General features: G+C 40.3%; 27 protein-coding genes. 12 read left to right on the forward strand and 15 right to left on the reverse strand.

Annotated elements, in window-relative coordinates:
- Nucleotides 1–126 precede the first annotated feature (126 nt).
- The 4 genes from M2137_RS08690 to M2137_RS08705 all read left to right on the forward strand — a co-directional run bounded on the left by M2137_RS08690 (nucleotide 127) and on the right by M2137_RS08705 (nucleotide 2,803).
- Entirely contained in the window at nucleotides 127–954 is an 828-nt protein-coding gene (locus tag M2137_RS08690) for an AraC family transcriptional regulator (protein WP_280766054.1), read from the forward strand.
- A 188-nt stretch (nucleotides 955–1,142) separates the two neighbouring features.
- A complete protein-coding gene (locus M2137_RS08695; RefSeq protein WP_280766055.1) occupies nucleotides 1,143–1,604 on the forward strand; it encodes a cupin domain-containing protein in 462 nt (153 codons plus the stop codon).
- Nucleotides 1,605–1,644: 40 nt separating this feature from the next.
- A complete protein-coding gene (locus M2137_RS08700; RefSeq protein WP_280766056.1) occupies nucleotides 1,645–2,283 on the forward strand; it encodes a hypothetical protein in 639 nt (212 codons plus the stop codon).
- A gap of 16 nt (nucleotides 2,284–2,299) precedes the next feature.
- On the forward strand, nucleotides 2,300–2,803 hold the full coding sequence (locus M2137_RS08705; RefSeq protein ID WP_280766057.1) for an N-acetyltransferase family protein: 504 nt from the start codon (nucleotides 2,300–2,302) through the stop codon (nucleotides 2,801–2,803).
- 303 nt (nucleotides 2,804–3,106) lie between these two features.
- On the opposite strand, the gene M2137_RS08710 is transcribed toward M2137_RS08705, so the two are convergent.
- From M2137_RS08710 to umuD, 4 genes are all read right to left on the reverse strand, one after another.
- The gene (locus tag M2137_RS08710) at nucleotides 3,107–3,466 is read right to left on the reverse strand and encodes a helix-turn-helix domain-containing protein (protein WP_280766058.1); all 360 of its coding nucleotides are present in this window, start codon (nucleotides 3,464–3,466) and stop codon (nucleotides 3,107–3,109) included.
- A 175-nt stretch (nucleotides 3,467–3,641) separates the two neighbouring features.
- Nucleotides 3,642–4,436, reverse strand: coding sequence for an SOS response-associated peptidase (locus M2137_RS08715; RefSeq protein ID WP_280766059.1), 795 nt, complete (start codon nucleotides 4,434–4,436; stop codon nucleotides 3,642–3,644).
- A gap of 20 nt (nucleotides 4,437–4,456) precedes the next feature.
- The gene (locus M2137_RS08720; protein WP_280766060.1) at nucleotides 4,457–5,716 is read right to left on the reverse strand and encodes a Y-family DNA polymerase; all 1,260 of its coding nucleotides are present in this window, start codon (nucleotides 5,714–5,716) and stop codon (nucleotides 4,457–4,459) included.
- A gap of 1 nt (nucleotide 5,717) precedes the next feature.
- Complete coding sequence (gene umuD, locus M2137_RS08725) at nucleotides 5,718–6,161, reverse strand: translesion error-prone DNA polymerase V autoproteolytic subunit (protein WP_280766061.1); 444 nt, start codon at nucleotides 6,159–6,161, stop codon at nucleotides 5,718–5,720.
- Nucleotides 6,162–6,828: 667 nt separating this feature from the next.
- On the opposite strand from umuD, the gene M2137_RS08730 reads away from it, so the two are divergent.
- The 8 genes from M2137_RS08730 (at nucleotide 6,829) to M2137_RS08765 (ending at nucleotide 11,821) form a co-directional block, all read left to right on the forward strand.
- Nucleotides 6,829–7,821, forward strand: a complete 993-nt coding sequence (locus M2137_RS08730; RefSeq protein WP_280766062.1) for a fusion protein — start codon at nucleotides 6,829–6,831, stop codon at nucleotides 7,819–7,821.
- A gap of 8 nt (nucleotides 7,822–7,829) precedes the next feature.
- Entirely contained in the window at nucleotides 7,830–8,240 is a 411-nt protein-coding gene (locus M2137_RS08735; protein WP_280766063.1) for a PcfK-like family protein, read from the forward strand.
- 3 nt (nucleotides 8,241–8,243) lie between these two features.
- Nucleotides 8,244–9,512, forward strand: coding sequence for a PcfJ domain-containing protein (locus tag M2137_RS08740; protein WP_280766064.1), 1,269 nt, complete (start codon nucleotides 8,244–8,246; stop codon nucleotides 9,510–9,512).
- A gap of 27 nt (nucleotides 9,513–9,539) precedes the next feature.
- A complete protein-coding gene (locus M2137_RS08745) occupies nucleotides 9,540–9,758 on the forward strand; it encodes a DUF3873 family protein (RefSeq protein ID WP_280766065.1) in 219 nt (72 codons plus the stop codon).
- Between the two features lie 11 nt (nucleotides 9,759–9,769).
- A complete protein-coding gene (locus tag M2137_RS08750) occupies nucleotides 9,770–10,450 on the forward strand; it encodes a hypothetical protein (RefSeq protein ID WP_280766066.1) in 681 nt (226 codons plus the stop codon).
- 8 nt (nucleotides 10,451–10,458) lie between these two features.
- A complete protein-coding gene (locus tag M2137_RS08755; RefSeq protein WP_280766067.1) occupies nucleotides 10,459–10,644 on the forward strand; it encodes an NADH-quinone oxidoreductase subunit F in 186 nt (61 codons plus the stop codon).
- Between the two features lie 178 nt (nucleotides 10,645–10,822).
- A complete protein-coding gene (locus tag M2137_RS08760) occupies nucleotides 10,823–11,230 on the forward strand; it encodes a hypothetical protein (RefSeq protein ID WP_280766068.1) in 408 nt (135 codons plus the stop codon).
- Between the two features lie 30 nt (nucleotides 11,231–11,260).
- A complete protein-coding gene (locus tag M2137_RS08765; RefSeq protein WP_280766069.1) occupies nucleotides 11,261–11,821 on the forward strand; it encodes a hypothetical protein in 561 nt (186 codons plus the stop codon).
- A 72-nt stretch (nucleotides 11,822–11,893) separates the two neighbouring features.
- Here the strand turns inward: M2137_RS08765 and M2137_RS08770 are convergent, their stop codons facing one another.
- The 11 genes from M2137_RS08770 to M2137_RS08820 form a co-directional block, all read right to left on the reverse strand.
- Nucleotides 11,894–12,136, reverse strand: a complete 243-nt coding sequence (locus M2137_RS08770; RefSeq protein WP_280766070.1) for a PH domain-containing protein — start codon at nucleotides 12,134–12,136, stop codon at nucleotides 11,894–11,896.
- Nucleotides 12,137–12,333: 197 nt separating this feature from the next.
- Nucleotides 12,334–12,771 carry a TraQ conjugal transfer family protein gene (locus M2137_RS08775; protein WP_280766071.1) on the reverse strand — a complete coding sequence of 146 codons (438 nt, stop codon included), beginning with the start codon at nucleotides 12,769–12,771 and terminating at the stop codon, nucleotides 12,334–12,336.
- 27 nt (nucleotides 12,772–12,798) lie between these two features.
- Nucleotides 12,799–13,374, reverse strand: coding sequence for a conjugal transfer protein TraO (locus tag M2137_RS08780; protein ID WP_280766072.1), 576 nt, complete (start codon nucleotides 13,372–13,374; stop codon nucleotides 12,799–12,801).
- 2 nt (nucleotides 13,375–13,376) lie between these two features.
- Nucleotides 13,377–14,375, reverse strand: a complete 999-nt coding sequence (gene traN / locus M2137_RS08785) for a conjugative transposon protein TraN (protein WP_280766073.1) — start codon at nucleotides 14,373–14,375, stop codon at nucleotides 13,377–13,379.
- Nucleotides 14,376–14,417: 42 nt separating this feature from the next.
- Nucleotides 14,418–15,767: a conjugative transposon protein TraM gene (traM, locus tag M2137_RS08790; protein ID WP_280766074.1), complete on the reverse strand. Its 1,350-nt coding sequence runs from the start codon at nucleotides 15,765–15,767 to the stop codon at nucleotides 14,418–14,420.
- On the reverse strand, nucleotides 15,733–16,101 hold the full coding sequence (locus M2137_RS08795; protein ID WP_280766075.1) for a TraL conjugative transposon family protein: 369 nt from the start codon (nucleotides 16,099–16,101) through the stop codon (nucleotides 15,733–15,735). Before M2137_RS08795 ends, traM begins: the two co-directional genes overlap by 35 nt.
- A gap of 13 nt (nucleotides 16,102–16,114) precedes the next feature.
- A complete protein-coding gene (gene traK, locus M2137_RS08800) occupies nucleotides 16,115–16,738 on the reverse strand; it encodes a conjugative transposon protein TraK (RefSeq protein ID WP_280766076.1) in 624 nt (207 codons plus the stop codon).
- A 51-nt stretch (nucleotides 16,739–16,789) separates the two neighbouring features.
- Nucleotides 16,790–17,890: a conjugative transposon protein TraJ gene (traJ, locus tag M2137_RS08805; protein WP_280766077.1), complete on the reverse strand. Its 1,101-nt coding sequence runs from the start codon at nucleotides 17,888–17,890 to the stop codon at nucleotides 16,790–16,792.
- Between the two features lie 3 nt (nucleotides 17,891–17,893).
- On the reverse strand, nucleotides 17,894–18,523 hold the full coding sequence (locus M2137_RS08810) for a DUF4141 domain-containing protein (RefSeq protein ID WP_280766078.1): 630 nt from the start codon (nucleotides 18,521–18,523) through the stop codon (nucleotides 17,894–17,896).
- A 44-nt stretch (nucleotides 18,524–18,567) separates the two neighbouring features.
- The gene (locus M2137_RS08815) at nucleotides 18,568–21,057 is read right to left on the reverse strand and encodes a TraG family conjugative transposon ATPase (protein WP_280766079.1); all 2,490 of its coding nucleotides are present in this window, start codon (nucleotides 21,055–21,057) and stop codon (nucleotides 18,568–18,570) included.
- Nucleotides 21,054–21,389 (reverse strand): DUF4133 domain-containing protein, encoded by a 336-nt coding sequence (locus M2137_RS08820; RefSeq protein ID WP_280766080.1) that lies wholly within the window; start codon nucleotides 21,387–21,389, stop codon nucleotides 21,054–21,056. Before M2137_RS08820 ends, M2137_RS08815 begins: the two co-directional genes overlap by 4 nt.

The following is a 21,389-nucleotide window of genomic DNA, read 5'->3' on the forward strand; positions in this document are numbered from 1 at the left end:
ATTGGAAAAAAGATTTTCATTCTCATTGTGTTACACATAAATTAAAGCTTTAACTGCCTGCAAAGATACGACACAGGGAAATCAGATTACTTGTATAAATCTTATATTATTTTGTATATTTGCGTTATGAGAAGATGTAGTCAATTTGAACCGTTGAAAATCGTAGATGTAATTGAGGAAGAATACTCCTGCGAATTACATGCACAGGATCATTTTGAGGTTATTTACATTCATTACGGTAGTGGAGTTCATTTCTTCAACGAAATAACAGTGCCATACGAAAAAGGCGACTTATTCCTGCTTGCTCCCGGCGACCGCCACTATTTTACCGTGCATATCACAACCCGCTTTACTTATATTAAGTCTACTCCGGGTTATTTTGAATTTCACAGCCCTTCTGCCCGAAATACTTCCCACGTAATCACACCTACGGCTATTATGCAGATACAATGGTTGAAGCAGGATAAAATATCGGTCAAAGAGCCTTGCCAAACTATTCTGAAGAATACATTTGAAAATATTATCCTTTATAATTCAACGATAGACGTTGCCCGCTCTTCCATTATTCACTACCAGATACTTTCCATTTTCGGCATGATAAAGGAATATCTGGAAGCCAGAAGCATTGAGGTAAAGAAACAAACGCCTACCAATGCCCACATTGCGGCCTATATTCAGGAGAATGTTTATAACCGGGAACTAATCGGCATAAAGTCTATTGCGGAACATTTCAATATATCCCCGGCTTATTTCAGCACCTATTTCAAACGTAATTTCGGAACGACTTACCGTGAGTATTTGGAAAAGCTATTGTTGCAACTGATTAAACAGAGGTTGCGGACAAAAGAAATAAAACTTAAACAGATAGCTGATGAGTTCGGATTTACGGACGTCAGCCATTTGTCTAAGTTCTTTAAAAAACACGAGGGGATAAATCCGTCGGAGTTTAAATGAAATAAGAAAGAAATTTCATGCTGTTTTTTCGTTTATAATTTGTTTATTCATATTTCAATCAGGCAAACTCCGATCTTTAGCGGTGTTTTGGGAAGAAGTAATAAATACTACAGTAATTCACAGTTTTAAGGGAGTATAGAGCCTGTTTCTCAAATATTTGCTAATTTTACAAACTACAAAAACAGCTCATGAAAACAGAAAAGCAAATAGAGGTGATTTCAAAAAATAAGAACTATACTGCTGTTGATGTCGGCAATTTCAGTGATTTGCAAAATTATTCCTATATCCATCCAAAAAATGGAAAAACAGTTACAGGGAAAGTATTTCTTAAAAAATCAACGGAATCCACGGGCACAGAAATTTCTATCTCGACAATTCCCCACAATAAAGAGCTGGAATATTTTCATATTCATACCGATGATGAAGAGACGTATATTATTCTAAAAGGTTCAGGTTATTATCAGGTGGACGATGATTGTTTTCCTATAAAAGAAGGAAGTGTAGTAAGAGTAGCTCCCAAAGGCATAAGAAGTTTATGTAATACATCAGATGAAGAAATGGTATATATCTGCATACAGAGCAAAGCGAACTCTTTGGAAGAGTATTCTACAGACGATGGACTACGGGTAGAACACAAGAAATTATGGTAAAAACAAATAATATAAACATCATACAAAACGAGATAATAAGATGAGGATAATAAAAACAGCAAATCTCATATTAATAAGTATTTTATTTCTGGCATGTAATTCTAAAACGCAATCAGTAAAGCATATCTACTATCTGCACGGAAGGATTATAGAAATGCAGGGGAAAGAGGCGTACAGCGAGGATTTCGGCAAATATGAAATAGATAGTATTGCCTCCGCCATAAAAGTAGATAACGCTGTTCTACACTGTGACATAAGAAATTATGATACGGATGTAAAGGTTTATGCTGCTAAGGTTTCCGAAGAGATTGACAGCTTAGTGAATAGCGGAGTGAAACCGTCCGATATTACAGTTATCGGCGCTTCAAAAGGCGCAATTATAGCATGTAATATTTCCGACATGAACATTCATGACATCAATTACATTTTTCTTGCTGGCAACAACGACTATCAGGAAGATAATAACGACTGGAAATTTCACGGTAAAGTGCTGTGCATATATGATCTTTCGGATAATATAGCCGGTAAGGATTACAGCTATTGGAAGCAAAAAGAAAATTTCACTTCTAAGTTTGAACAGATAGAAGTAGAAACATACTTAGGGCACGGCTTTCTTTATAAGCCTATTGACGACTGGATTATTCCAGCCAGAGAGTGGATTATTTCTCAAACATTTTAAGTAAGGAACAATGAAAATGGAATACACAATTCGAGACATGCAGAATACCGATGCTTCAAGTGTTATGAGCATTTACAACTATTACACGGAAAACGATTTTGCGGGCTTTTTCGATCAGGCTTTGCCAATTGAAACTTTTAAGAGATTTCAGGAAATGAGTCGTAACTATCCGGCTTTGGTTGCTTGCGACGAGAATCAGGAAGTGATTGGATTTGCTTTTTTACACGCATACCACCCAGCATCAACATTCCAACGAACTGCCGAAGTTTCGTATTTCATCCATCGCGAACATATTGGTAAAGGGTTGGGCAAATTGATATTGGATAAACTGATAATCGGAGCGACCAAAATAGGCGTGGATAACATCATTGCAAATATTTCGTCACAGAACGCAGCCAGCCTCGCATTTCATAAGAAACACGGATTTCGCGAATGTGGAAGATTACCGGCCATCGGCAATAAATTCGGACAAGATTTTGATGTTGTTTATATGCAATTGCTCATAGAAAACCATGAATAATTTGGCAGAATTGTTATTCGAACGGTACGATAATACTTTGGCGATAACAAGACATGAACAAAAGATAAACTTATAGCCATTTTGCAATTTTATATTAGGTAGTGGAAAAGTAACTGAACTTTGGCTTACCTGTCTATGGTTGGCTTTTGCTATCCAAAGGAAAAGCCAAACTAAGGGCTTTACACACATTATCAATCGGTTGTCATCGTTTGGCTAAAACTTGCTTTTTGAATTACACTATTATTTATAAACACCTACATAAAAGCAATGCTATTTTCAGAAATTATTATTCCACTGATTTATCTATTGTGGTTTATTCTTCCGTCGAACTTCGTTATACTGCTTGTGTTGCTCTATCAAATCGTCAAGACAATCACTTCCCGATTTAATCAAACGGTCTTCTAACAAACGCTTAATTTCCTTGATTTGATAGTAACTCTTACCTGATATTATAGAATAGGATACTTGTCCGTTAGAACGTAGCCGCTGGAGAGTACGTTCACTTATTCTCAAAAAAGTACAGACTTCATATCCATCCACCCATGTTTCATCAATATCTTCTTTAGAGTCGGATTGTTTCTGATTAACGATAAAATCTGTGATAAAGTCGATTTTTCTTATCAACTCTTTGCATAACTTTGAATCTAAACCAACAATTTCCATATCGTAATTTCTTGATTATTATTAAATTTTGCAACAAAGAAACTACGAATTCCTATTAGTATATATAGTTGCAACTGGAAGTGGTATGAGTTGGCAGTTGAGTGGTATATCAAATTCTAAATCAAATATAAACCCTTGGAGTAATACTAAAATATTCTTTTACAGGTGAGTTATATTATGCACTTATTAAAATAGTTTCATCTTTTGGATTCAGATCTCGAAAATCTTTAGAAACCTGTATTACTTTCATACCTTCATCTTTAGCTGGTTTCATTAAGCGGAATATATCTGGTTTAGACAGATTGGGATTAAGCCAGCCTTTAACATCTGAATCGTAAATAATTAGAGGCATTCTGCCGGGATTTGAGCCACTATTATGAATCTCACTCGCAAGAGTATTTGCGGGTGTGGTAATTATGGAGTAAGTTGATATTCTCTCTCCGGATATAGGATGTATCCATACATTCCAGATTCCACCCATTGAAATAATATCTCGATCTTCATAAGAAAGAAAAAATGGCGTTGTGGTCCCATCTTGGTTATGATGAAACTCAAAATAACCTGTTGATGGAATTATACACCTTCGTTGTATTATTGGTTCTGCAAATGTTCGCTTCTCAAAAATATCCTCACATCGAGCATTAAAGGTTCTTTGTCGCCAAATATCAGCATCTATTAATGCTTTATTTATTCCTGCTTGTGTCTCAGTTTTAACTACAACCCAACTGGGAATCATCCCCCATTGCATCACCTGCAACTGAACATCTGCGGTAATAATTGAACAGTTTTTGTAAATATGATTACCCAAGTTATTCTTTTGTGGAAAAGCGGTTATCCGATAGGTGTTCTCTGTGGCATCTTCAACCAGCTCGCCATTTCGTCGTTTTTCCTCCATAATCTCCTTGTATATCTCAACAATATCCGTCTTTCTTCCATAACGTTTTGCTAAATCCAAGGCGCGCTTACTCATGCTATTGTAAAAACACATACTTACTTCACTTTTGGGAAATCCTCTTTCCGAGTAGTGTAGCACGGAGAAAGTCGTTCCTGTTTTATCTTCCACTGTTCGCCATCACCCAATACAGCCAGTTTTAATGTATTCCGACCATATCGTTCATTAGTTTTGTCCAAAACCTCCATCAGGCGTTTATGTTTCTCTCTGTCAATTGTATCCCATATGTGAGCTTGTATAGCTTTTTCATCACAAATATCCATAAGCATCACTCCGGCTTTTTTGTATTTATAACCATCTCGATATATCTTATTCAGTCCTTCTGATACATAGTTTATAATCTCCATGCTCGAAGAAGTGGCAACAGGCATATTCATAATTATATGTTGGCTATATTGAGGCAGGTCTTCACGATAAGGATTAGTATCAAGAAATACAAGAACTGATTTTGCACAAGATTTTTGCTTACGCAATTTGGATGCTGCCATGCAAGCATAAGTTGATACAGCCTCTCGTATTATTTCACAATTATCTATCATTTTACCAAAAGAGCGAGAGACCATAATACTTTGCTTATCTGGCTGTACAGTATCCATTTTTATACAAGCTTCGCCCTGCAATTCACGCCAAGTTCGTTCTCCAACCACAGTCATATGTTTTCTTACCCAATCACGAGAAAGCATGCTAAAATCATACGCCGTATTAATCCCTTTCTCTTGCAGTCGTTTTGTATGCCTGTAGCCAATACCCCAAACATCTCCCACTTCTGTCTTTTGAAGAGCTTTTATTCTTTTTTCATCGGTATCAATAACACAAACACTTTTATATCCCGGATATTTTTTGGCAAAGCGATTTGCTATTTTGGCTAATGTCTTTGTTGATGCAACACCAACACTTACAGGAATGCCAATACCTTGTCTGACAGCATAAGCCATTTCAAGACAATGTTTGCGTAGGTTATTGTTATCAAAACCTGTAAAGTTAAGAAATGCTTCGTCAATAGAATAATCTTCAACCTCTGGGCAATAACGTGATAATAATCCCTTCAATCGCATAGACATGTCCGCGTATAAAACAAAATTTGTCGAAAAAACCTGTACATTATGTTTTCTGATAATATCTTCGATCTCAAAGAAATTTGCAGCCATCTTAATGCCTAACGCTTTTGCTTCATTACTTCTTGCTATGGCACACCCATCATTGTTTGAAAGAACAATAACCGGTTTCCCTTCAAGCGAAGAGTCGAAAACTCGTTCGCAAGACACGAAAAAATTGTTTCCATCACAAAGAGCGTACATATCAAAATGATTTTATAACATAGCGAACAACTCCCCAGCGTTTTAGTTCTTCGCCATCTTTTACAATGATTGGATCATATTTTGGGTTGGACGACAGAAGAGCTATATGATCTTTTCTATATTCCAATCGTTTCATTGTGAACTCACCATCGATCGAAAATATCAGAATTGATTTTTCATATGGTTCGACTAATTTATCAACTACTAATAAATCGCCAGGAAATATACCATCTCCACTAAGACTATCGCCTCCGGCCACAAGACAAAATGTTGTTTCTTTGCTTTTTATAAGTAGCTTATTAAAGTCTATCCCCTGCTCAATATAGTTATAGGCTTCCGAAGGGAAACCAGCAGCTATAGGTGAGCTGTATAAGTCTACCTCTATAGAAACCAGTTCATCGGCAATCGGTATTAATTTATTTAGTGCTACATTTATAGTCTGCATAACTAATCTATTTTGTCAAATACAAAAATACTATTTTTCTGGAATCCAATAAAAAAGATGCTCTTTTGCGTTGTAATATAATAACAGAACTTCTTATATGAAACTTCTCGATACAAGAAATCTAAAGTTTTAAAATCGTTTCCCTTTCCCATTCCTCATTATTGATGACATCCTAATCGACTGTTTTCTGTTCGATTGGCAAAGGTATCCCAGAGATGCGATACGCCAAATTCGGAGCCCTTACGGGTTTTGCCCGAAATCTTCCTCTTTCCGCAAGCGGCGAGCGTATTTAGTGCAAAAAATTTGTCTTCATCACCTCTCTGACCTTTTGTCGCCAATACGAAACAAAAAACAGCCGATCTGACGGATGCCGCATGAAAAAAAAAGTCATGGAAAAGAGAAACGATAGAACGAAACAAAAGAACAACCTCGCCTCGGGAATTAACATAAAATTGGTGCTTAGGTTAGTATGTACGGTAGTGTGTGTCTGGTTACTGACGAAAGTTAGTGCTGCTGCATGGTCGTTCGTTGCTATGGCTGTTGTGTATCTGTTTGTCCGCTTACTGATTAAGTGTGTATTCCGTCTGATAGGCATTCTTATTTCTATATTCCTTTTCCTGCTTATCGCTTCATTAATCGTAGTATTCATATTCTAAAACTTACCATCATGAACAAAGTATTTTTATTAGGTGCAAACCGTGAAATCAACAGAGATAAACAAGTAGTAGAGGTAAATCAAGTTATCCAAATGGAAGGATACCATTACGACCGATATGTAGTGTATGAAATCCGTAAGAATGATTGGGGATTGGCATACAAGCTGATTAACCTACGGACGAAGGAGTTTTTTACGACAGATATTATCCGACCGCTTAAAGAGAAGTATGGTATCGGCTACTATTACGATAGCGAGAACCCTCAGTTTATGGACAGCACCGAAGTGGCTATAGTTTTGCAAGAGGCAAAAGACCAAAAGCAAGCGGAAGAATACGAAGCAGAACAGGAACGCATCCGCAGGGAAGAAGTCCGAGCCATTGGGCGCAAACGTTTAGCTGAGATACTTCCCGATGATGCAAAGGCGATGATTGTCGGACGGTTGAAACAAAACGAGTCCGACTCGCAAACCGATTATTACGCTTCTTCTATACAACGGACTGTGATATTAGGTTTTTCCAAGCATACACGGGATTTATTTTCCGAGATGCGCAAGTATGCGGGGAACTTTGAAGGGACTGCCTATCTATCCGAATACAACGAGGGCTACGAACACCGTGAGAAGTACAGCATGGGCGATGGTTATTACTTGGGAGAGAGCAAGTACAGCGGTTGGATAATCGAAAAAATAAGCCTTTACAATCGGGAACGGTTCATAGAGGATTATGCCTATACAGCAGGACAAGAGGAAAACATCTGCATCAAGGCACAGCAAACAATACCTCCTGCCGTAGTACAACAAACGGACAACCTACAATTTGAAATCGTGGATTATTCAGAAAAAGCATTAGCCATATTTGGAGATACACGACCGATTAAAGAGCAACTCAAATCATTGGGAGGGCGTTTCAATCCAAAATTATCCTACAATGGAGGTAAGAAAGCTGGGTGGATTTTCGCCACCGCTAAGAGAACAGAATTAAACTACTTATTAAACCTAAAATAGACAAAGCCATGAAAGGAACTGATATTTTCAAGAGAACGATACACACCTATTTAGTACAACGTGCAGCAAGTGATGAACTGTTTGCAGAGAAGTATGCAAACCCACAAAAGAGCATTGACGATTGTGTTACTTACATCCTAAATACGGTACAGAAAAGCGGTTGTAATGGTTTTGCAGACGATGAAATCTACTCAATGGCGGTGCATTATTACGATGAAGATGAGATTGAAGTAGGCAAGCCGATGAACACCCATGTAGTAGTAAACCATGTAGTTGAATTGACTGAAGAAGAAAAGGAACAGGCTCGGCGAGATGCCATACAAAAGGCACAGGACGAAGCATACAGGAAGATGACACAGCTAGTCAAGAAAACGAAGAAAGTAGCAGTAAATCCCCAACCATCTTTATTTGATTTTTAAGTTATGAAACCGAAGAATAAATATCAGAAGCGAGTTTTTGAACTAAGTAAAAAACTATCTCCCCTTACCAAAGCACAAGTAAAATGGGGTTATAAGAACTGTATCGACCATATCGGGCGTAGAACAAAGAAAGGCGTTATCTCTTGTTTGGAGTGCGGTCATACATGGACGGATAGGACAACCGAAACACATTGTACCTGCCCGAATTGCGATACAAGGCTGATTATCAACGATACAACAAAACGGGTATTTGATGATTACCAATACTTCTGCATGGTTACCACATCCGAAGAATTTCAGGTACTCCGTTTCTTCTATATCGACTACAAAGCCAAAGCAGGAGAAAAAGCCAGGTATTTTCATTCGGAAGTAATACAACTCTGGATTGATGCCAACGGCAAGCATACAACTATTGCCAAGCTACGACCGATATTCTGCTTTACCGATACATGGAACTTTTGCAGTAACCTTGAAATACGTCCGAACAAGAACTTTTACAATGCACTTCCGACCGCTACTTATCCACGTATGAAGCTAATCCCCGAAATCAAGCGGAGCGGATTTACGGGTGACTTTCATAAACTTACACCGTTTGACCTATTCCGCTATATCGTAACGGAGAACAAAGCGGAAACACTATTGAAAGCGAAGCAAACAGCACTATTACAGTTCTTCGCTTACCACACCTCACGGAGTATTGCTGATTATTGGTCGTCTATCCGTATCTGCATCCGAAACGGTTACAACATTGATGATGTTACAATGTGGTGCGATTACATTGATTTACTCCGCTTCTTTGGTAAAGACCTGCATAATGCGCATTACGTCTGTCCTGCCGACCTAAAAGCCGAACATGACAGGTATGTAGAGAAGAAAAGAGCGCATATCGAACGAGAACGCAAGGAAGAAGCTAAACAGCAAGCCTTAAAAGACGAAGCCCTGTTCCAAGAACTAAAATCCAAATTTTTCGGCATCCAGTTTACGGACGGAGTAGTCCAAGTTCGGGTACTAGAAAGCGTTACCGAAATCATGCAGGAAGGCGATGCGATGCATCATTGCGTATTTACCAACAATTACCATCTAAGACCCGATAGTCTTATTCTTTCCGCTTGCATTGACGGAGAACGAATTGAAACCGTTGAACTGTCCTTATCCAAATTAAAGGTAGTTCAATCAAGAGGTGTATGTAACAAAAACACGGAGCATCACGATAGGATTATCAAACTTGTAAACAAGCATATTCCACTTATTAGAAAGAGAATAGCAGCATAATATCAACTAAAAATGAATATAAATAGAATGAAAACAAATTCAATCAATCATAACGGTTGTTCCGTATGCGAACAAGGAAAAGAGAATTATACAACGTTTCGTTTTGCACATCGCCCGAAACAGACGTTCTATCAGTACGATTACAGGCACACAGACGGGGAATTATTTTCAACGGTTGCACCGACTTTGGAAGAATGCCATACCCGTCGGGATGAATGGCTAACCAAGAAAACCAATAACAATTAATACCTAAAATCATGGCACAGGAAAGAATGGACGATTGGATGCAGTATGCGAAAGACCTTGCAAAAGCGGAACGGGAACTGGGCATTGAACATTGGGTATATATCACTTTTGAAATTCGCCACGAGGACAAAAGCCGGGAAGTCTTACATAAAATAGACATCCCTCGTGATATGTTAGACCGTTGGCGGTGGCTTATCGAATGGCGTAAGGCTAAGTTGGTTTGTAAGTACCCAAGAAAAAGAGTTCATGTATATCATTGCTATTACGACAAACGTTCAGGCTTACAGACAGGTTTTGACTTTATAATGGGAAAGGTTTCAGCAGCAAAAGCACAGATAACCAAAGTAGAAAGAACCATAGCCCGATATATCAACTACAAAAAACACAATGACCTCTTTTTCAATATAGATACGGACGAACAGTTATTGAAGGCTTACGGCAAATTGGAACAGAAGAAAGCAAATTATCAAAAAATGTATGCCATGTTACAGGAAGAAGTAAAAAAGCATAAGGAGAACAGCGATAGATACAAACTATTTATCGGCTTCAATAAATTAGGCGAGTTTGGCACAATCAGCGAAGCTAAGAAATACGCCAACGATAGCGGATTATCGGGCGTTTTTAATCTGATTGGCGACAAGTATCAAGACAGTTGGTATGTTTCCCCGATACAAGTTCAAACCTCTAAATAGCAAAGGATATGACGACAATAAAAGACATTGACGGGAACAAAATTGAAGTAACAAATATGAAAGCTGCTATACAACAATGTATTGAATGCTCCGACAGCCCTTACAAAATGGCTTCGGGGTATACGGTTGGCGAAAACCATCGGTTTATGTTGAAACAACTTGAGAAGTTGCAAAAAGAACCAATAGAAGTATAACCACAGGGCGGATTTTCCGCCCGGCTTCTTTTTACAGTGAGCCTGATGCGGTCAAAAAAGAAGCAAAAAACCAAAAGAAAAACTATCGTTTTTCTTGATTTAAGAGTTTTCATTTGAGGATAGGATTTCTCCTATCCTTTTTTATTCTTACCTTTGACAATGATTATATTATAAAAGTATGGCTGAAGTATTTTACGATATAACCCATCTGACCACTGATGAACTTCGGGAGCTGTTTACCTCCTACCGCAAACTTGGTTGGATAGATTATGAATACGAAGTATTAGGTGAGAATAACCCTCCGGTACAGAAGCTTTCGGATGCCGAAATTATTTTGAATATTGAAGCTGATAAAGAAGGGAACTACTTCGTCTTCATGCTCAACCACGAAGATGAGGAAGACGGAGTGATGATAGGTTTCCGGCTAAGTTATCATGAAAATCTATTCGCATACCTACATCTCCCGCCTAAATATCTGAAAGAACTTATCGACAATTATGCTCTGGTAAGTAAGGGTACGAACGTAGAAAACTTGACTGTTGAGCAGTTCCTGATAAAACAAGCGAAAGACCTTCCAATGAATTGATATTGTATTTATTCTCTAAATCATACATTTATGAAAGAGCAAGACCCCAACGACCTCATTTACTCAATCCCCCCTGAACAGCAAGCCGAGAAGCGCAGGCAAATTCAGCAATGCAGCACTTTTCTTTGGTTCATCGAGCATACACACATCGATCAGTTGAAGTTGTTAAATGCTGAGATTGATAAGATATTTGAGGTGGGTATTTCGCTCGAAGAGTTTATGTTGACCGGAATGACTGACCAGGAAGTTAGTTCCGATAATTACCGGACGATTGCTATTCTTTGTTTCTATGAAACGTTTATGGAGTATGTGGAGGAAATATGTGCCCCTACTCGTGATTTGAAAAAGAACTCAGATTTTATAGGAACATACGACAATACGCTTAAAGAGATTATTAATTATCTGGATGGAAAGCGTGATGATTTTCCGCGTGAAATGGTACGTTGTCTATTCCTTTTGACTGATGAGGATCTGAACCCTCACCGACAGGGTATGGCGTTAACTCAACTCGTCTTAGAGAGCTTTGCTCATTGCCATTCCGACGAGCAACGAACCGAGATTGAACGGCTGATTAAAGAATGTAAGATATAAGGAAATTGTACGGCTTCTAAAGAAAAACATAAAACAGGCAGAAAAACCTTTCATCTTCCTGCCTGTTCTCAACTACAACTGTGCATTTATAGCATTCCTGAACTTTATCGGGTCAGTAACGTAGCTGAACACGTTCGTTGCTCCGCCCGTCGTCAGCAGGATTGTTCCGAATCCCAATAGTCGTCCGATAAGTCCTTGATTGATGCTCAAACCTTCGCATTTAGTCAGCATCAGTTCCATCGCATTACGGCTTAACAAACCCTGTTTAAGTATTACCCGTTTATTGGTTACCACGTAATGTGTTCCGATTTTCATGTACAGGCTTCTGAGCATTGTAAATATGCCGAGAGGTAATGCCACAATTCCAATAAGATGTTCAAACACATTGGAAGCAGGGAAAAAGTGTGTACCAACCAACAGCAAGATAACCGGAGAAAAGAAGATGCACCAATGTACATGAGCCTTGTACTCAATCGTTTCCCCGGCTTGCAGGTTTTTATCTATATAGCTTTTCATACGTTGCTATCTTCATCCTCTCCCTGCTCATTATTAAAGGTAAAGGAAAGAGGGTACTCTTTCCCGAACGAATCAAAAAAGACCACCTCTATATTATGGGCATCTTCCGATAAGGAGCGAAAATAAAGCCGGAATGAACTATCCGTTACTTCGTATGGATCGTTAGGCAAGAATGGTTTTCCATTCCCCATCCACAACTGACCCTCTCCATCATATTGGAAGTAACGAAGGTAGTACCGGGTATTTCCATATTTCCCCTCACGGTGCAATGTACAACGTATTTCGGCAACCTCATTTACTTGCAGCTTTTTGGGCACAGGTAAGTGAGTAACCGAGAATTCATAATCCTGCTTAATATCAATATCATCGCTACAGGCACACGCTATTGCAGCGAGCAATAGCGTAAATAAAAAGTATGATAATGTCTTTCTCATTTCTTTATATTTTTATTTGTTAAATATCTAATTTAGAATGAACTTGATTCCTCCGCCAATTTGCATGTGGAACATATTGATGGAAGAGCCTCCCAATATCCGTTCCCGAACATTGAGCAATAAGACAATGCGGTCGGATAGATAGGTTTCTATTTCAAAAGTTACCGCACCGCCATATAGGAAGTTGTCGTCACTTGTAATAGTAGAGCCATCGAATAGCAGAGACTCTCCCCAATTAACCGTTTCATATCCCGCCATAGCTGATGCACCAATAGAGAAGAAGAACGTTTTGCTTCTATCCGACAGGAATTTATAATAATATCCTCCCTCAGCCGTAAACTGAGAAGTCGGTATCAACTCTGTTTTGTACCCGTAGGACTTTTGAAGATACTCCGCTCCGAATACCCAGCGGTTACCATTCTTAGTATAAGTAGAAAGAGCAATTCCTCCGGCAAAGGCTTGTTTGTCGCCTTTCTCCAAATAAAACCCATCAACGGCACTCGCTGTAAACTGCAATCCTTTTTGTGCCGGCAAGTAACGCTGGGCGTGTGCCTGCCCGATGAGGGCAAGGCACAAAGTCATAAATAATACTATCCGCTTCATCGTTACTGTACTTTTAGTTCGTTGATTTGTCTGGCACGGATGAGGTCTGCATTTTCAACCGTAAAAGTCTGGTTGCGTCCGCCATTCTTTTCAAAGACCTCGATAATAAGCTGTTTGTCATAAGGGATAGTGATTTTATCCAAAGCAAAGACTGTCCGTTCCGTCCTGTTGGCACCAACCGTTGTCATAAAATTATAGGCGCGAAGCGGATAGACAACCGTTTCTTGAATGGCGGTACGTTTGGAGACTTTCTTATCGACTATTTTCATGCGTACAAAATCCACATCGAAGGCTACATTGGTTGAATTTTTAAGCTGCGTATGTAGATATAGTAGATTATTATGCGAATAGATACCTTTAAGCGTGTACTGGATGCCGAAACGTTTTCCTCCGATGTGTTTAATGTGCCGCTTGTTATCCTTATATATGGCACGATTGATTAGATACACAACACGAGGCGATTCGCTTCCGAGTTCCTTCAGGTAGATGTCGAACGAATTGTTCGGACGGTTGGTAGCAATACCGTCGTGCATAAAGTCGCGCATCTCAATATTGAGCTTTTCCGGCTCATCGGCATACTTTACATTATAGGTATAATAACTTCCCTCGTCCGTGATTACGGCAAGGTTGGTTTCTGCTTCAAACCCTCTGATGGAAGCTTTCACACGAAGAATATTTTCTGAGCTTCCCGCTTTCCCGGCAATGATATTCGATGAACCCAAGTCCACATAACGGATTGACGAGGGGAAGATAATATGCACCGTCTTATCGAAAGTAACTTCGAGTCCATAAGGCGGGATCATCCTATCAAAGGTTATCTTCTTGGTCAGACCTTCGTAATAATCCCCGAATGTCGGTTTTAATACTTGTTGTAACTCGCCTTGCATCTCTTCGGACGACTGACTGACGGTTACAACCTCATCATATTCATACTCTGTTTGTGCATTAACCGATAATACACCGGTCGCTATGATAGCGAACATTAAAAAATACTTTTTCATTTCTTACTTTGAATTAATTTGTGGATAAATATTGTTTGATAATTAGTTTTGTTTCGGTAATAGCAGTACCCGATAACCGCTTTTAAGGTGAACTTTGACCTGACGGATTTTCTTCTGCATATACTGGCTTACGCCCTGTATCGCTCCTTTGGTCAAATCGGATGTTATCTGCGCTCCCATATCGTCGGTTATCGTAAAACTGGAACCGACCGAGCTTCCCATATTGGCTGCAATCTCTTTGACCGCCTCCAATTCCAATGAGTTGGGAATGAAGATACCCCTTTGTCCATCGGAATCATAGACAATGATTTCCACCGGAATGATTGCTCCGCCCATTTCTATAGAGTTGATGATAATACCGAGCCGTTCGCCTTGCAGCGATGCCGTTCCCGTCAAAAGGGAATTAGCCGGGATAACCGTTGTTCCGGCTATCATGGCTTCCGTTAACCGTAACCGAACACTCTGACCGCTTATCAGTGTCTGATCATCGTGGATAACTGCCGATATGGTATTCTTTTCATTTACTTCGATAGCAGCATCCATTGTATTGAATCCCAGATTACGGGGTTGGTTGAATCTAGCTATAAATTCCGCATTGGGAATGTTTTGAGCCAGAGCTGATACGGTCTGTTCAGATACCTGCCGGATTACGGAAGCTCCGGCTTTATCATTCCGGCTGTTGTTATTAGAAGAATTGCTCTTAGAATTTCCTGCCTCGAGGATTATATCCTTTTCTTCGGTTACCTGATTGCTTTGTCCGGCAGGCATATATTTGGCTGCCAACTGGTAGGATTTTTCCATCAGGAGCAACTGGTCATCGACAGCAGTTTTCTTTGCAGTTTCTTCTTCCAGTTTCCGTTCCAACTCCTGAACACGCCACTGAAGTTCAAGCTGTGCCTGTTCATCTACTTCTGTAGCGGGCTGTTCGTAGAAACTGCTGAGTGTGTTATTGATATTCCGGTAAGAAGAAGCCGAATTCCGTATCGCATCATTCGTCGGAGATGGATTGCTATTTGTCCTTTCTTCCGTTATTTCAATCACATTCTCTTTTATTGCCTCCTTATCGTCCCCGATAAGGGAAGAAAAATCTTCCAGCGACTTACGTTTTTCACTCCTGTTACGCATCAATGCTTCCTGCTCGTAGGCTTTTTGCTTATCACCGATAAGTCCCGAATTATTCGGGTCGGGGATTTCGGTATTAAAGCCGTTCCCTTGTTCTTCCTTTATTTTGTCAGAAGAAGACGGAGCAAAAATCAGGTACAATGCGCCTAAGAATATGATTCCGATAAGAGCAAAGAAGCCGTATTTTTTCAGTTGTTGCTTCTGTTTCTCCTTCTCCTTCTCCTTCTCCTGTTCCTTAACAGGGTCTGTTTTTTCTTGTTCTTTTTTCATTGCTGATTAAATAATTATTGATTGTACTATCGTTCTCTTGTATCTCGATATGAATTGGAGAGTCTATCAGGTTCATCGAATCTTTCCGAATACCGGAATCAGGAATATCCAAACCGTCAATATGCCGGACTTCGGGTATCTCTTTTCGAGCATCCTCCCGTCCCCAATTATATATGGTAGAGATTGTGAAATAGATATTCCCTATGATAAAAACGAGCAGCATAGACAGGATGACAACTATGCGGGCATCTTCCGAAAGACTGCCGCAAATCCGGCGAAGAAAATCATTGATGCTGTAGCCTATTTCTTTAAAGATATGCTTGATATGTTTCATAACTTCCAAAATATTAGCGGTCAACAGTCATGATATCCTTGTTCTCTTTTATCTCGAAATTCTCCATAAAGAAACCGTGAGGGTTATCATCCGAACGTGAAGTGTTAAGAAGCCGACAGGTGGTAATAAGCGAGCGTTCCGTCAGGTTACTTTCCCGGATGATTATCTGGCGGGCATAAGTAGCAACCTCGTATGGATACGCATTATAATTACACCGGATACTGTCTACAATCACATTTTGAATGATGTTTCCGGATATTATGCGATTATAATATCCTTTTTCTGCCATGTCCTTGTAATAATTGAAGGCGGTCTTATCACAGAGTACCATCGCCCGCTGAATGTTGCTTTCTATCGCCCGTTTGTCGGGAGATAGCGTAAAGAACAATTCGTGAAAACGTTTGACGTGTTCACGGGCTTCAACCGGACGGTTTTGCGAGAGGTCTTGCGAAAGAGCCAGCATCAATGATTTTCCTTCATCCAGTACATAAATTTTCTCCCTTTGCTTCTCGGCAAAGCCGTAGGCACTCCATACGGAGTACCCTGTGACAATTGCACACAAACAAAGAAACACAATACTGAAAAGCCTTATTTGCCGAAAACTTGTTTCGATATTTTTTAATGACTTAAATTCCATTTTCTTATTTATTTCTTTTTAATGTTTTATTATCTCGAATTACCTGTGGTTTTAGGGAGTCCTCCCGGAAGAACCGGATTGTCCTCCGCCACCTGTAGCATTGTTTCGCCCCTGTGGCTGGCTACCGCCGCCACCTCCGGAACTACTACTGCTGGAACCGCCACTGCCTTTTAGTCTTCCCATAATATTCCCGGCTGCCGCACCTGCACCAGCGCCAGCCAGAGCAGCACCTTTGGAAGCGGTTTGGTTCACATTCTTACTGTAATTACCCATTCCGCCTGCCTGAATAATCCATCCGGCAACAGCCGGGATAGTGAAGAATCCGACAATACCAATAAGGAGGAAAACCACATATACACCATCCGAAGCATCCAAAGCATAGCTCGGATCAACTTCCATACGGGCAATATCACTTTCCAGCATACGTGATTGTAAGCGAGCCATGACAGAACTGAATAAATCCGATACGGGAAGCCAGAGGTATACGCTGATATAGCGTGTGAGCCATTGAATAAGTGTCGATTGAAAGCCATCAAAGACCGATATGGCAAAGGCTATCGGACCTAAGATGGCTAACACAATCAAGAAGAAAGTCCGTATTACATCTATTATCAATGCTGCGGCATTAAAGAGCGTTTCCAGAAATGAACGGAACAGGCTTTGAAACCATTTCTTCATATCATACATGGCACGTTCGATATACATTCCTGCAATCTCAGGCGCACCCATGATACCGAGTTCTTCCAATCTTTTATCAAACTCTGCCTGATCGACCAAGTAAGCCGTTTCCTTGTTTTGCTTTTTCTGTTCAAATTCAAGGCGGTCTTTGGTTTCTGCCAGTTGCCGCATATCCAGTGTCTGTCCGTCTAAGATGTCATGTGCTCCCTGTACGACCGGACTCAGGATGCTGTTTACGGTTCCCAATACCAAGGTCGGAAAGAACATAATGCAGATACCAATGGCGAAAGGACGAAGCAAAGGATAGACATCAATCTGCTCTGCCCGTGCGATGCTTTGCCATACACGGGAAGCGACATAGAGCAATGCTCCGATTCCGGCAATGCCTTTGGCGACCCCGATAAGGTCGCCGCATAAAGGCATCATGTCATCGTACAATGCACGGAGTATTTGATGAATATTATCAAATTCCATAGTTTACCAATATTTGTCGGTATCACTTCCGTACAAGTCCAGCACACGCTGAGAGGCATTTTTCTCTTTTGCCCGAAGCAAGGATACGGATATGTTCTTATTGGTATAATACTTTACCAAACTACGGTATTCCAACATCTTGTTATAAGAGTTGTCGATAACTTCCATTCGTTCCTTATCGGATAAAGACAATGTGCTGGCATTAACAATTCCTTTGAGTTCCTGTAATACATCGTCCGATTCGTTGAGCAGTATAGTATAGCCGTTTGCTATGGCTACCAGCTCTTCTACCGTAAAATTGTCATCGGTGAGCATTTTTTCAAAACTGTTTACATAGATGTCGGTAATATCGCCAACCATCAGGATGGTTTTCTGTACTTTGCGGGCATCTTTCACAAGGTTGTTGACCGCTTTGAGTGCATCGTAATATTCCCGGCCTTGATTATACACTTTCTGAACTTCCTTGAAATTGTTCAGCATATTGCTGGCGGTACTTGAAGTATGTACAATGTTTTTTGTGGCATTGATGATACCTTGTGCCAGATTCCCTGGATCGGTAACGACCCATTGGGCTTTCGCCCCGGTTATGGTAAGCATACAGCTTAGGCATAACATGAAAATTCTTATCTTCATATTCACGTTTGTTTATAATTAATAAATAATTGATTTGTAAATACTTATTTCTCCAGTTTCACGGAGAGCCGTTTTATGGCAAGTTCCAAATCCCCTCCTAACTCTTCGGCTAATCGGAATACTTCTACTTTTTCCGTTTCTTCGGTGGTATAGGTCAGGTATTCGCTTTTGGAAACCTCAGTCGCATAGACAGCCGACTGCGTTCCTCCGAGTCCTATCCAGACTTCTTTGTAGAGTCTTGAAGGGTCATTCGACATATTAATGGAGAGTATCTGCCCCCGTTCCTTATCCGTTAGTCCGAGCATATTCTGGATACCATCGAATTTATTCATGTATTTTCGCTGGTCAAGAAGAATTTTGCAATCGGAGTTTGTGATAATGGCTTCCTTGACTATCGGAGAATGGATAATATCATCCACTTCCTGTGTAACTACCACAGCCTCACCAAAGAACTTACGAACGGTTTTGAACAAATATTTCAGGTACATCGCCATCGAATCGGTGGCAATCGCCTTCCATGCTTCTTCCAAAAGTAGCATCTTACGAACACCTTTCAGACGACGCATCTTATTCACAAACAGCTCCATAATGATAATAGTGATGATGGGAAAAAGGACGGGATTATCCTTCACCTTGTCAATCTCGAATACAATAAAGCGTTTGTGAAGCAAGTCCAATTCCTTGTCCGAATTCAACAGGTAATCGTATTCGCCTCCTTTGTAAAACGGTTCGAGTATGAAAAGGAAATTGTCAATATCAAAATCCTTTTCCCTTACCTTTTTATTGTCAATACTTGCGCGGTATTCATTTTTAATGAACTCATAGAAAGTATTGAACGAGGGAACGATGCTCTTGTCATTTTTTATCAGGGAAATGTACTCGTTAACCGCATTGGATAACGCCACGCTTTCCGCTCCTGAAGGTTTTTCGTGTTCCTGCTTCCATAAAGTGAGAATGAGCGTTTTGATAGATTCTCGTTTCTCTATATCAAATACACCATCCTGTGTATAAAAGGGATTAAACGAAATCGGATTTTCCTCTGTATAGGTATAATATACCCCGTCCTCTCCCTTTGTCTTGTTATGAATCAGGTTGCACAAACCTTCATATGAATTACCTGTATCCACAAGCAGAACATGGGTTCCTTGTTCGTAGTACTGTCTGACGAGGTGATTGGTAAAAAAGGATTTACCCGAACCACTCGGCCCCAAGATAAACTTGTTGCGGTTCGTAATGATTCCTTTTTTCATAGGCAAATCTGAAATATCCAAATGGATAGGTTTACCGTTACGGTCAGCCATTTTTATCCCGAAAGGCGAAAGAGAGTCCCGGTAATTGGTTTCTTCAATAAAGAAACACAAGGCTTGCTCTATAAAGGTATAGAACGATTCTTCACTTGGAAAATCCCCCTGATTGCCTGCTATCCCTGTCCAAAAGAGCGTTGGAACATCTATGGTGTTATGCCGGGGCTTGCATTCCATCAGAGCCAACTGGCTTCCCACGTCATTTTTGATACGCTTCAAATCTTCCCGGTTATCCGCCCATGCCATCACGTTAACGTGTGAACGTACCGAAGTGAGTCCGAATGAATGCGCTTCGTTCAGGTAATCTTCAATCCACTCTTTGTTAATTTGATTGGAACGGGAGTACCGTCCCAGCGAGTGCATATTCTTTGCCTGCTTCTCAAATTTTTTCAAATTTTCGGTGTGGTCGTCAATAAAAATATACTGGTTTACCACATGGTTACAGGAAAGAAGCACTCCGATGGGAGCGGCAAACGATAAGCGACAATCACTCCGGTCGGTTGACAGGCGTTCGTAACGGCTGTCGGTATAAACCTTACCCGGCAAATCATCCGTATCACTCAGGGTATGGACGCACAGGAAATTATCTCCGATTTTCATTTCTCCCGCTCCGAGTGAAATATCCTCGAGTGAAGTCGTATCACCCATCAGGGAGAAATACTTTTCGATAATTCCGGCATTATCCTCACTGCCAACAATCTCATCCGTTGTAAAGCGAGTCATTGTAATAAAGCCCGAATCGTTCATAATCCGCTCGAACTGATCTACCGATTCCAGAAACTTCTGCGCTGTTTCCTTATCCTGCATTTCCTTCGGGACAAGAAAGCCACGAGTCAGAGCCGTGTAATTGCTTTGCTGGCGTGCCCGGTCTTTCGTTGTTTTAGTAAGATACAGGAAACAAATGTGATTCAGGAACGGACGTTCATTGAAGTGCTGTTCATAAGATTTACTCAGGAAACTCATGCCTTCCTTATCGGTCTTAGCCCTGTAACACTCTTCGGTAAACCAATCCTGTTTACAGACAATGGAATAATCCGGCAATACTTTGATTGCCTTTACCCAAGATGAATGGATGGCGGTATATTCTTCCGATGTTACCGAATAGATTTCCGGCAGTTCCACTTTGAAGCCGATAGTAATATCCGCATCTTTGGAAATGATACATCCATTTTCTACGGAAAGTATGGGGAACTTATTCTCCAATGTTGTTATTTTCGATGTATTCCTCATTCTTTTTCCTCCTTCTTTATTATATGTGTGAAAAGGCGGCCGAACCGTCTTCGATTGCTGATATAGCGCGGATGGTTTTTGGTTGCCTGCACCTTCATCAATCCATGTTGTCCATACTTCCCATTCAAATGGAAAGTTGCCCAGGTTAATACGGAGCCGGAGATTAAACCAAAACCAACGCATATCATTTGAGGTATGCCGATCATATAGATGACTACCGTTACAATGAAGACGGCGAGCAGACCACCAACGAAAATAAAAAGGTATTGAGCGATCAAACCCTTAAATTCCGCCGGGCGGCCAATGCCCTTGTTGATATTAAATTCCACCAT

Origin of the sequence: Parabacteroides sp. PFB2-10 (genome assembly GCF_029893085.1) — a bacterium.
Lineage (GTDB): Bacteria > Bacteroidota > Bacteroidia > Bacteroidales > Tannerellaceae > QVMG01.

Bases quoted from the DNA above. Each gene is read 5' to 3' on its own strand.
- traM (WP_280766074.1), bottom strand. From the start codon at position 15,767: ATGAAAAAAGAACAAGAAAAAACAGACCCTGTTAAGGAACAGGAGAAG.
- M2137_RS08695 (WP_280766055.1), top strand. From the start codon at position 1,143: ATGAAAACAGAAAAGCAAATAGAGGTGATTTCAAAAAATAAGAACTAT.
- M2137_RS08795 (WP_280766075.1), bottom strand. From the start codon at position 16,101: ATGAAACATATCAAGCATATCTTTAAAGAAATAGGCTACAGCATCAAT.
- M2137_RS08745 (WP_280766065.1), top strand. From the start codon at position 9,540: ATGAAAACAAATTCAATCAATCATAACGGTTGTTCCGTATGCGAACAA.
- M2137_RS08715 (WP_280766059.1), bottom strand. From the start codon at position 4,436: ATGAGTAAGCGCGCCTTGGATTTAGCAAAACGTTATGGAAGAAAGACG.
- traJ (WP_280766077.1), bottom strand. From the start codon at position 17,890: ATGGAATTTGATAATATTCATCAAATACTCCGTGCATTGTACGATGAC.
- M2137_RS08810 (WP_280766078.1), bottom strand. From the start codon at position 18,523: ATGAAGATAAGAATTTTCATGTTATGCCTAAGCTGTATGCTTACCATA.
- M2137_RS08740 (WP_280766064.1), top strand. From the start codon at position 8,244: ATGAAACCGAAGAATAAATATCAGAAGCGAGTTTTTGAACTAAGTAAA.
- traN (WP_280766073.1), bottom strand. From the start codon at position 14,375: ATGAAAAAGTATTTTTTAATGTTCGCTATCATAGCGACCGGTGTATTA.
- M2137_RS08750 (WP_280766066.1), top strand. From the start codon at position 9,770: ATGGCACAGGAAAGAATGGACGATTGGATGCAGTATGCGAAAGACCTT.
- traK (WP_280766076.1), bottom strand. From the start codon at position 16,738: ATGGAATTTAAGTCATTAAAAAATATCGAAACAAGTTTTCGGCAAATA.
- M2137_RS08760 (WP_280766068.1), top strand. From the start codon at position 10,823: ATGGCTGAAGTATTTTACGATATAACCCATCTGACCACTGATGAACTT.
- M2137_RS08730 (WP_280766062.1), top strand. From the start codon at position 6,829: ATGAACAAAGTATTTTTATTAGGTGCAAACCGTGAAATCAACAGAGAT.
- M2137_RS08820 (WP_280766080.1), bottom strand. From the start codon at position 21,389: ATGGTGGAATTTAATATCAACAAGGGCATTGGCCGCCCGGCGGAATTT.
- M2137_RS08690 (WP_280766054.1), top strand. From the start codon at position 127: ATGAGAAGATGTAGTCAATTTGAACCGTTGAAAATCGTAGATGTAATT.
- M2137_RS08775 (WP_280766071.1), bottom strand. From the start codon at position 12,771: ATGAGAAAGACATTATCATACTTTTTATTTACGCTATTGCTCGCTGCA.
- M2137_RS08710 (WP_280766058.1), bottom strand. From the start codon at position 3,466: ATGGAAATTGTTGGTTTAGATTCAAAGTTATGCAAAGAGTTGATAAGA.
- M2137_RS08815 (WP_280766079.1), bottom strand. From the start codon at position 21,057: ATGAGGAATACATCGAAAATAACAACATTGGAGAATAAGTTCCCCATA.
- M2137_RS08735 (WP_280766063.1), top strand. From the start codon at position 7,830: ATGAAAGGAACTGATATTTTCAAGAGAACGATACACACCTATTTAGTA.
- M2137_RS08755 (WP_280766067.1), top strand. From the start codon at position 10,459: ATGACGACAATAAAAGACATTGACGGGAACAAAATTGAAGTAACAAAT.
- M2137_RS08780 (WP_280766072.1), bottom strand. From the start codon at position 13,374: ATGAAGCGGATAGTATTATTTATGACTTTGTGCCTTGCCCTCATCGGG.
- M2137_RS08770 (WP_280766070.1), bottom strand. From the start codon at position 12,136: ATGAAAATCGGAACACATTACGTGGTAACCAATAAACGGGTAATACTT.
- M2137_RS08700 (WP_280766056.1), top strand. From the start codon at position 1,645: ATGAGGATAATAAAAACAGCAAATCTCATATTAATAAGTATTTTATTT.
- umuD (WP_280766061.1), bottom strand. From the start codon at position 6,161: ATGCAGACTATAAATGTAGCACTAAATAAATTAATACCGATTGCCGAT.
- M2137_RS08720 (WP_280766060.1), bottom strand. From the start codon at position 5,716: ATGTACGCTCTTTGTGATGGAAACAATTTTTTCGTGTCTTGCGAACGA.
- M2137_RS08765 (WP_280766069.1), top strand. From the start codon at position 11,261: ATGAAAGAGCAAGACCCCAACGACCTCATTTACTCAATCCCCCCTGAA.
- M2137_RS08705 (WP_280766057.1), top strand. From the start codon at position 2,300: ATGGAATACACAATTCGAGACATGCAGAATACCGATGCTTCAAGTGTT.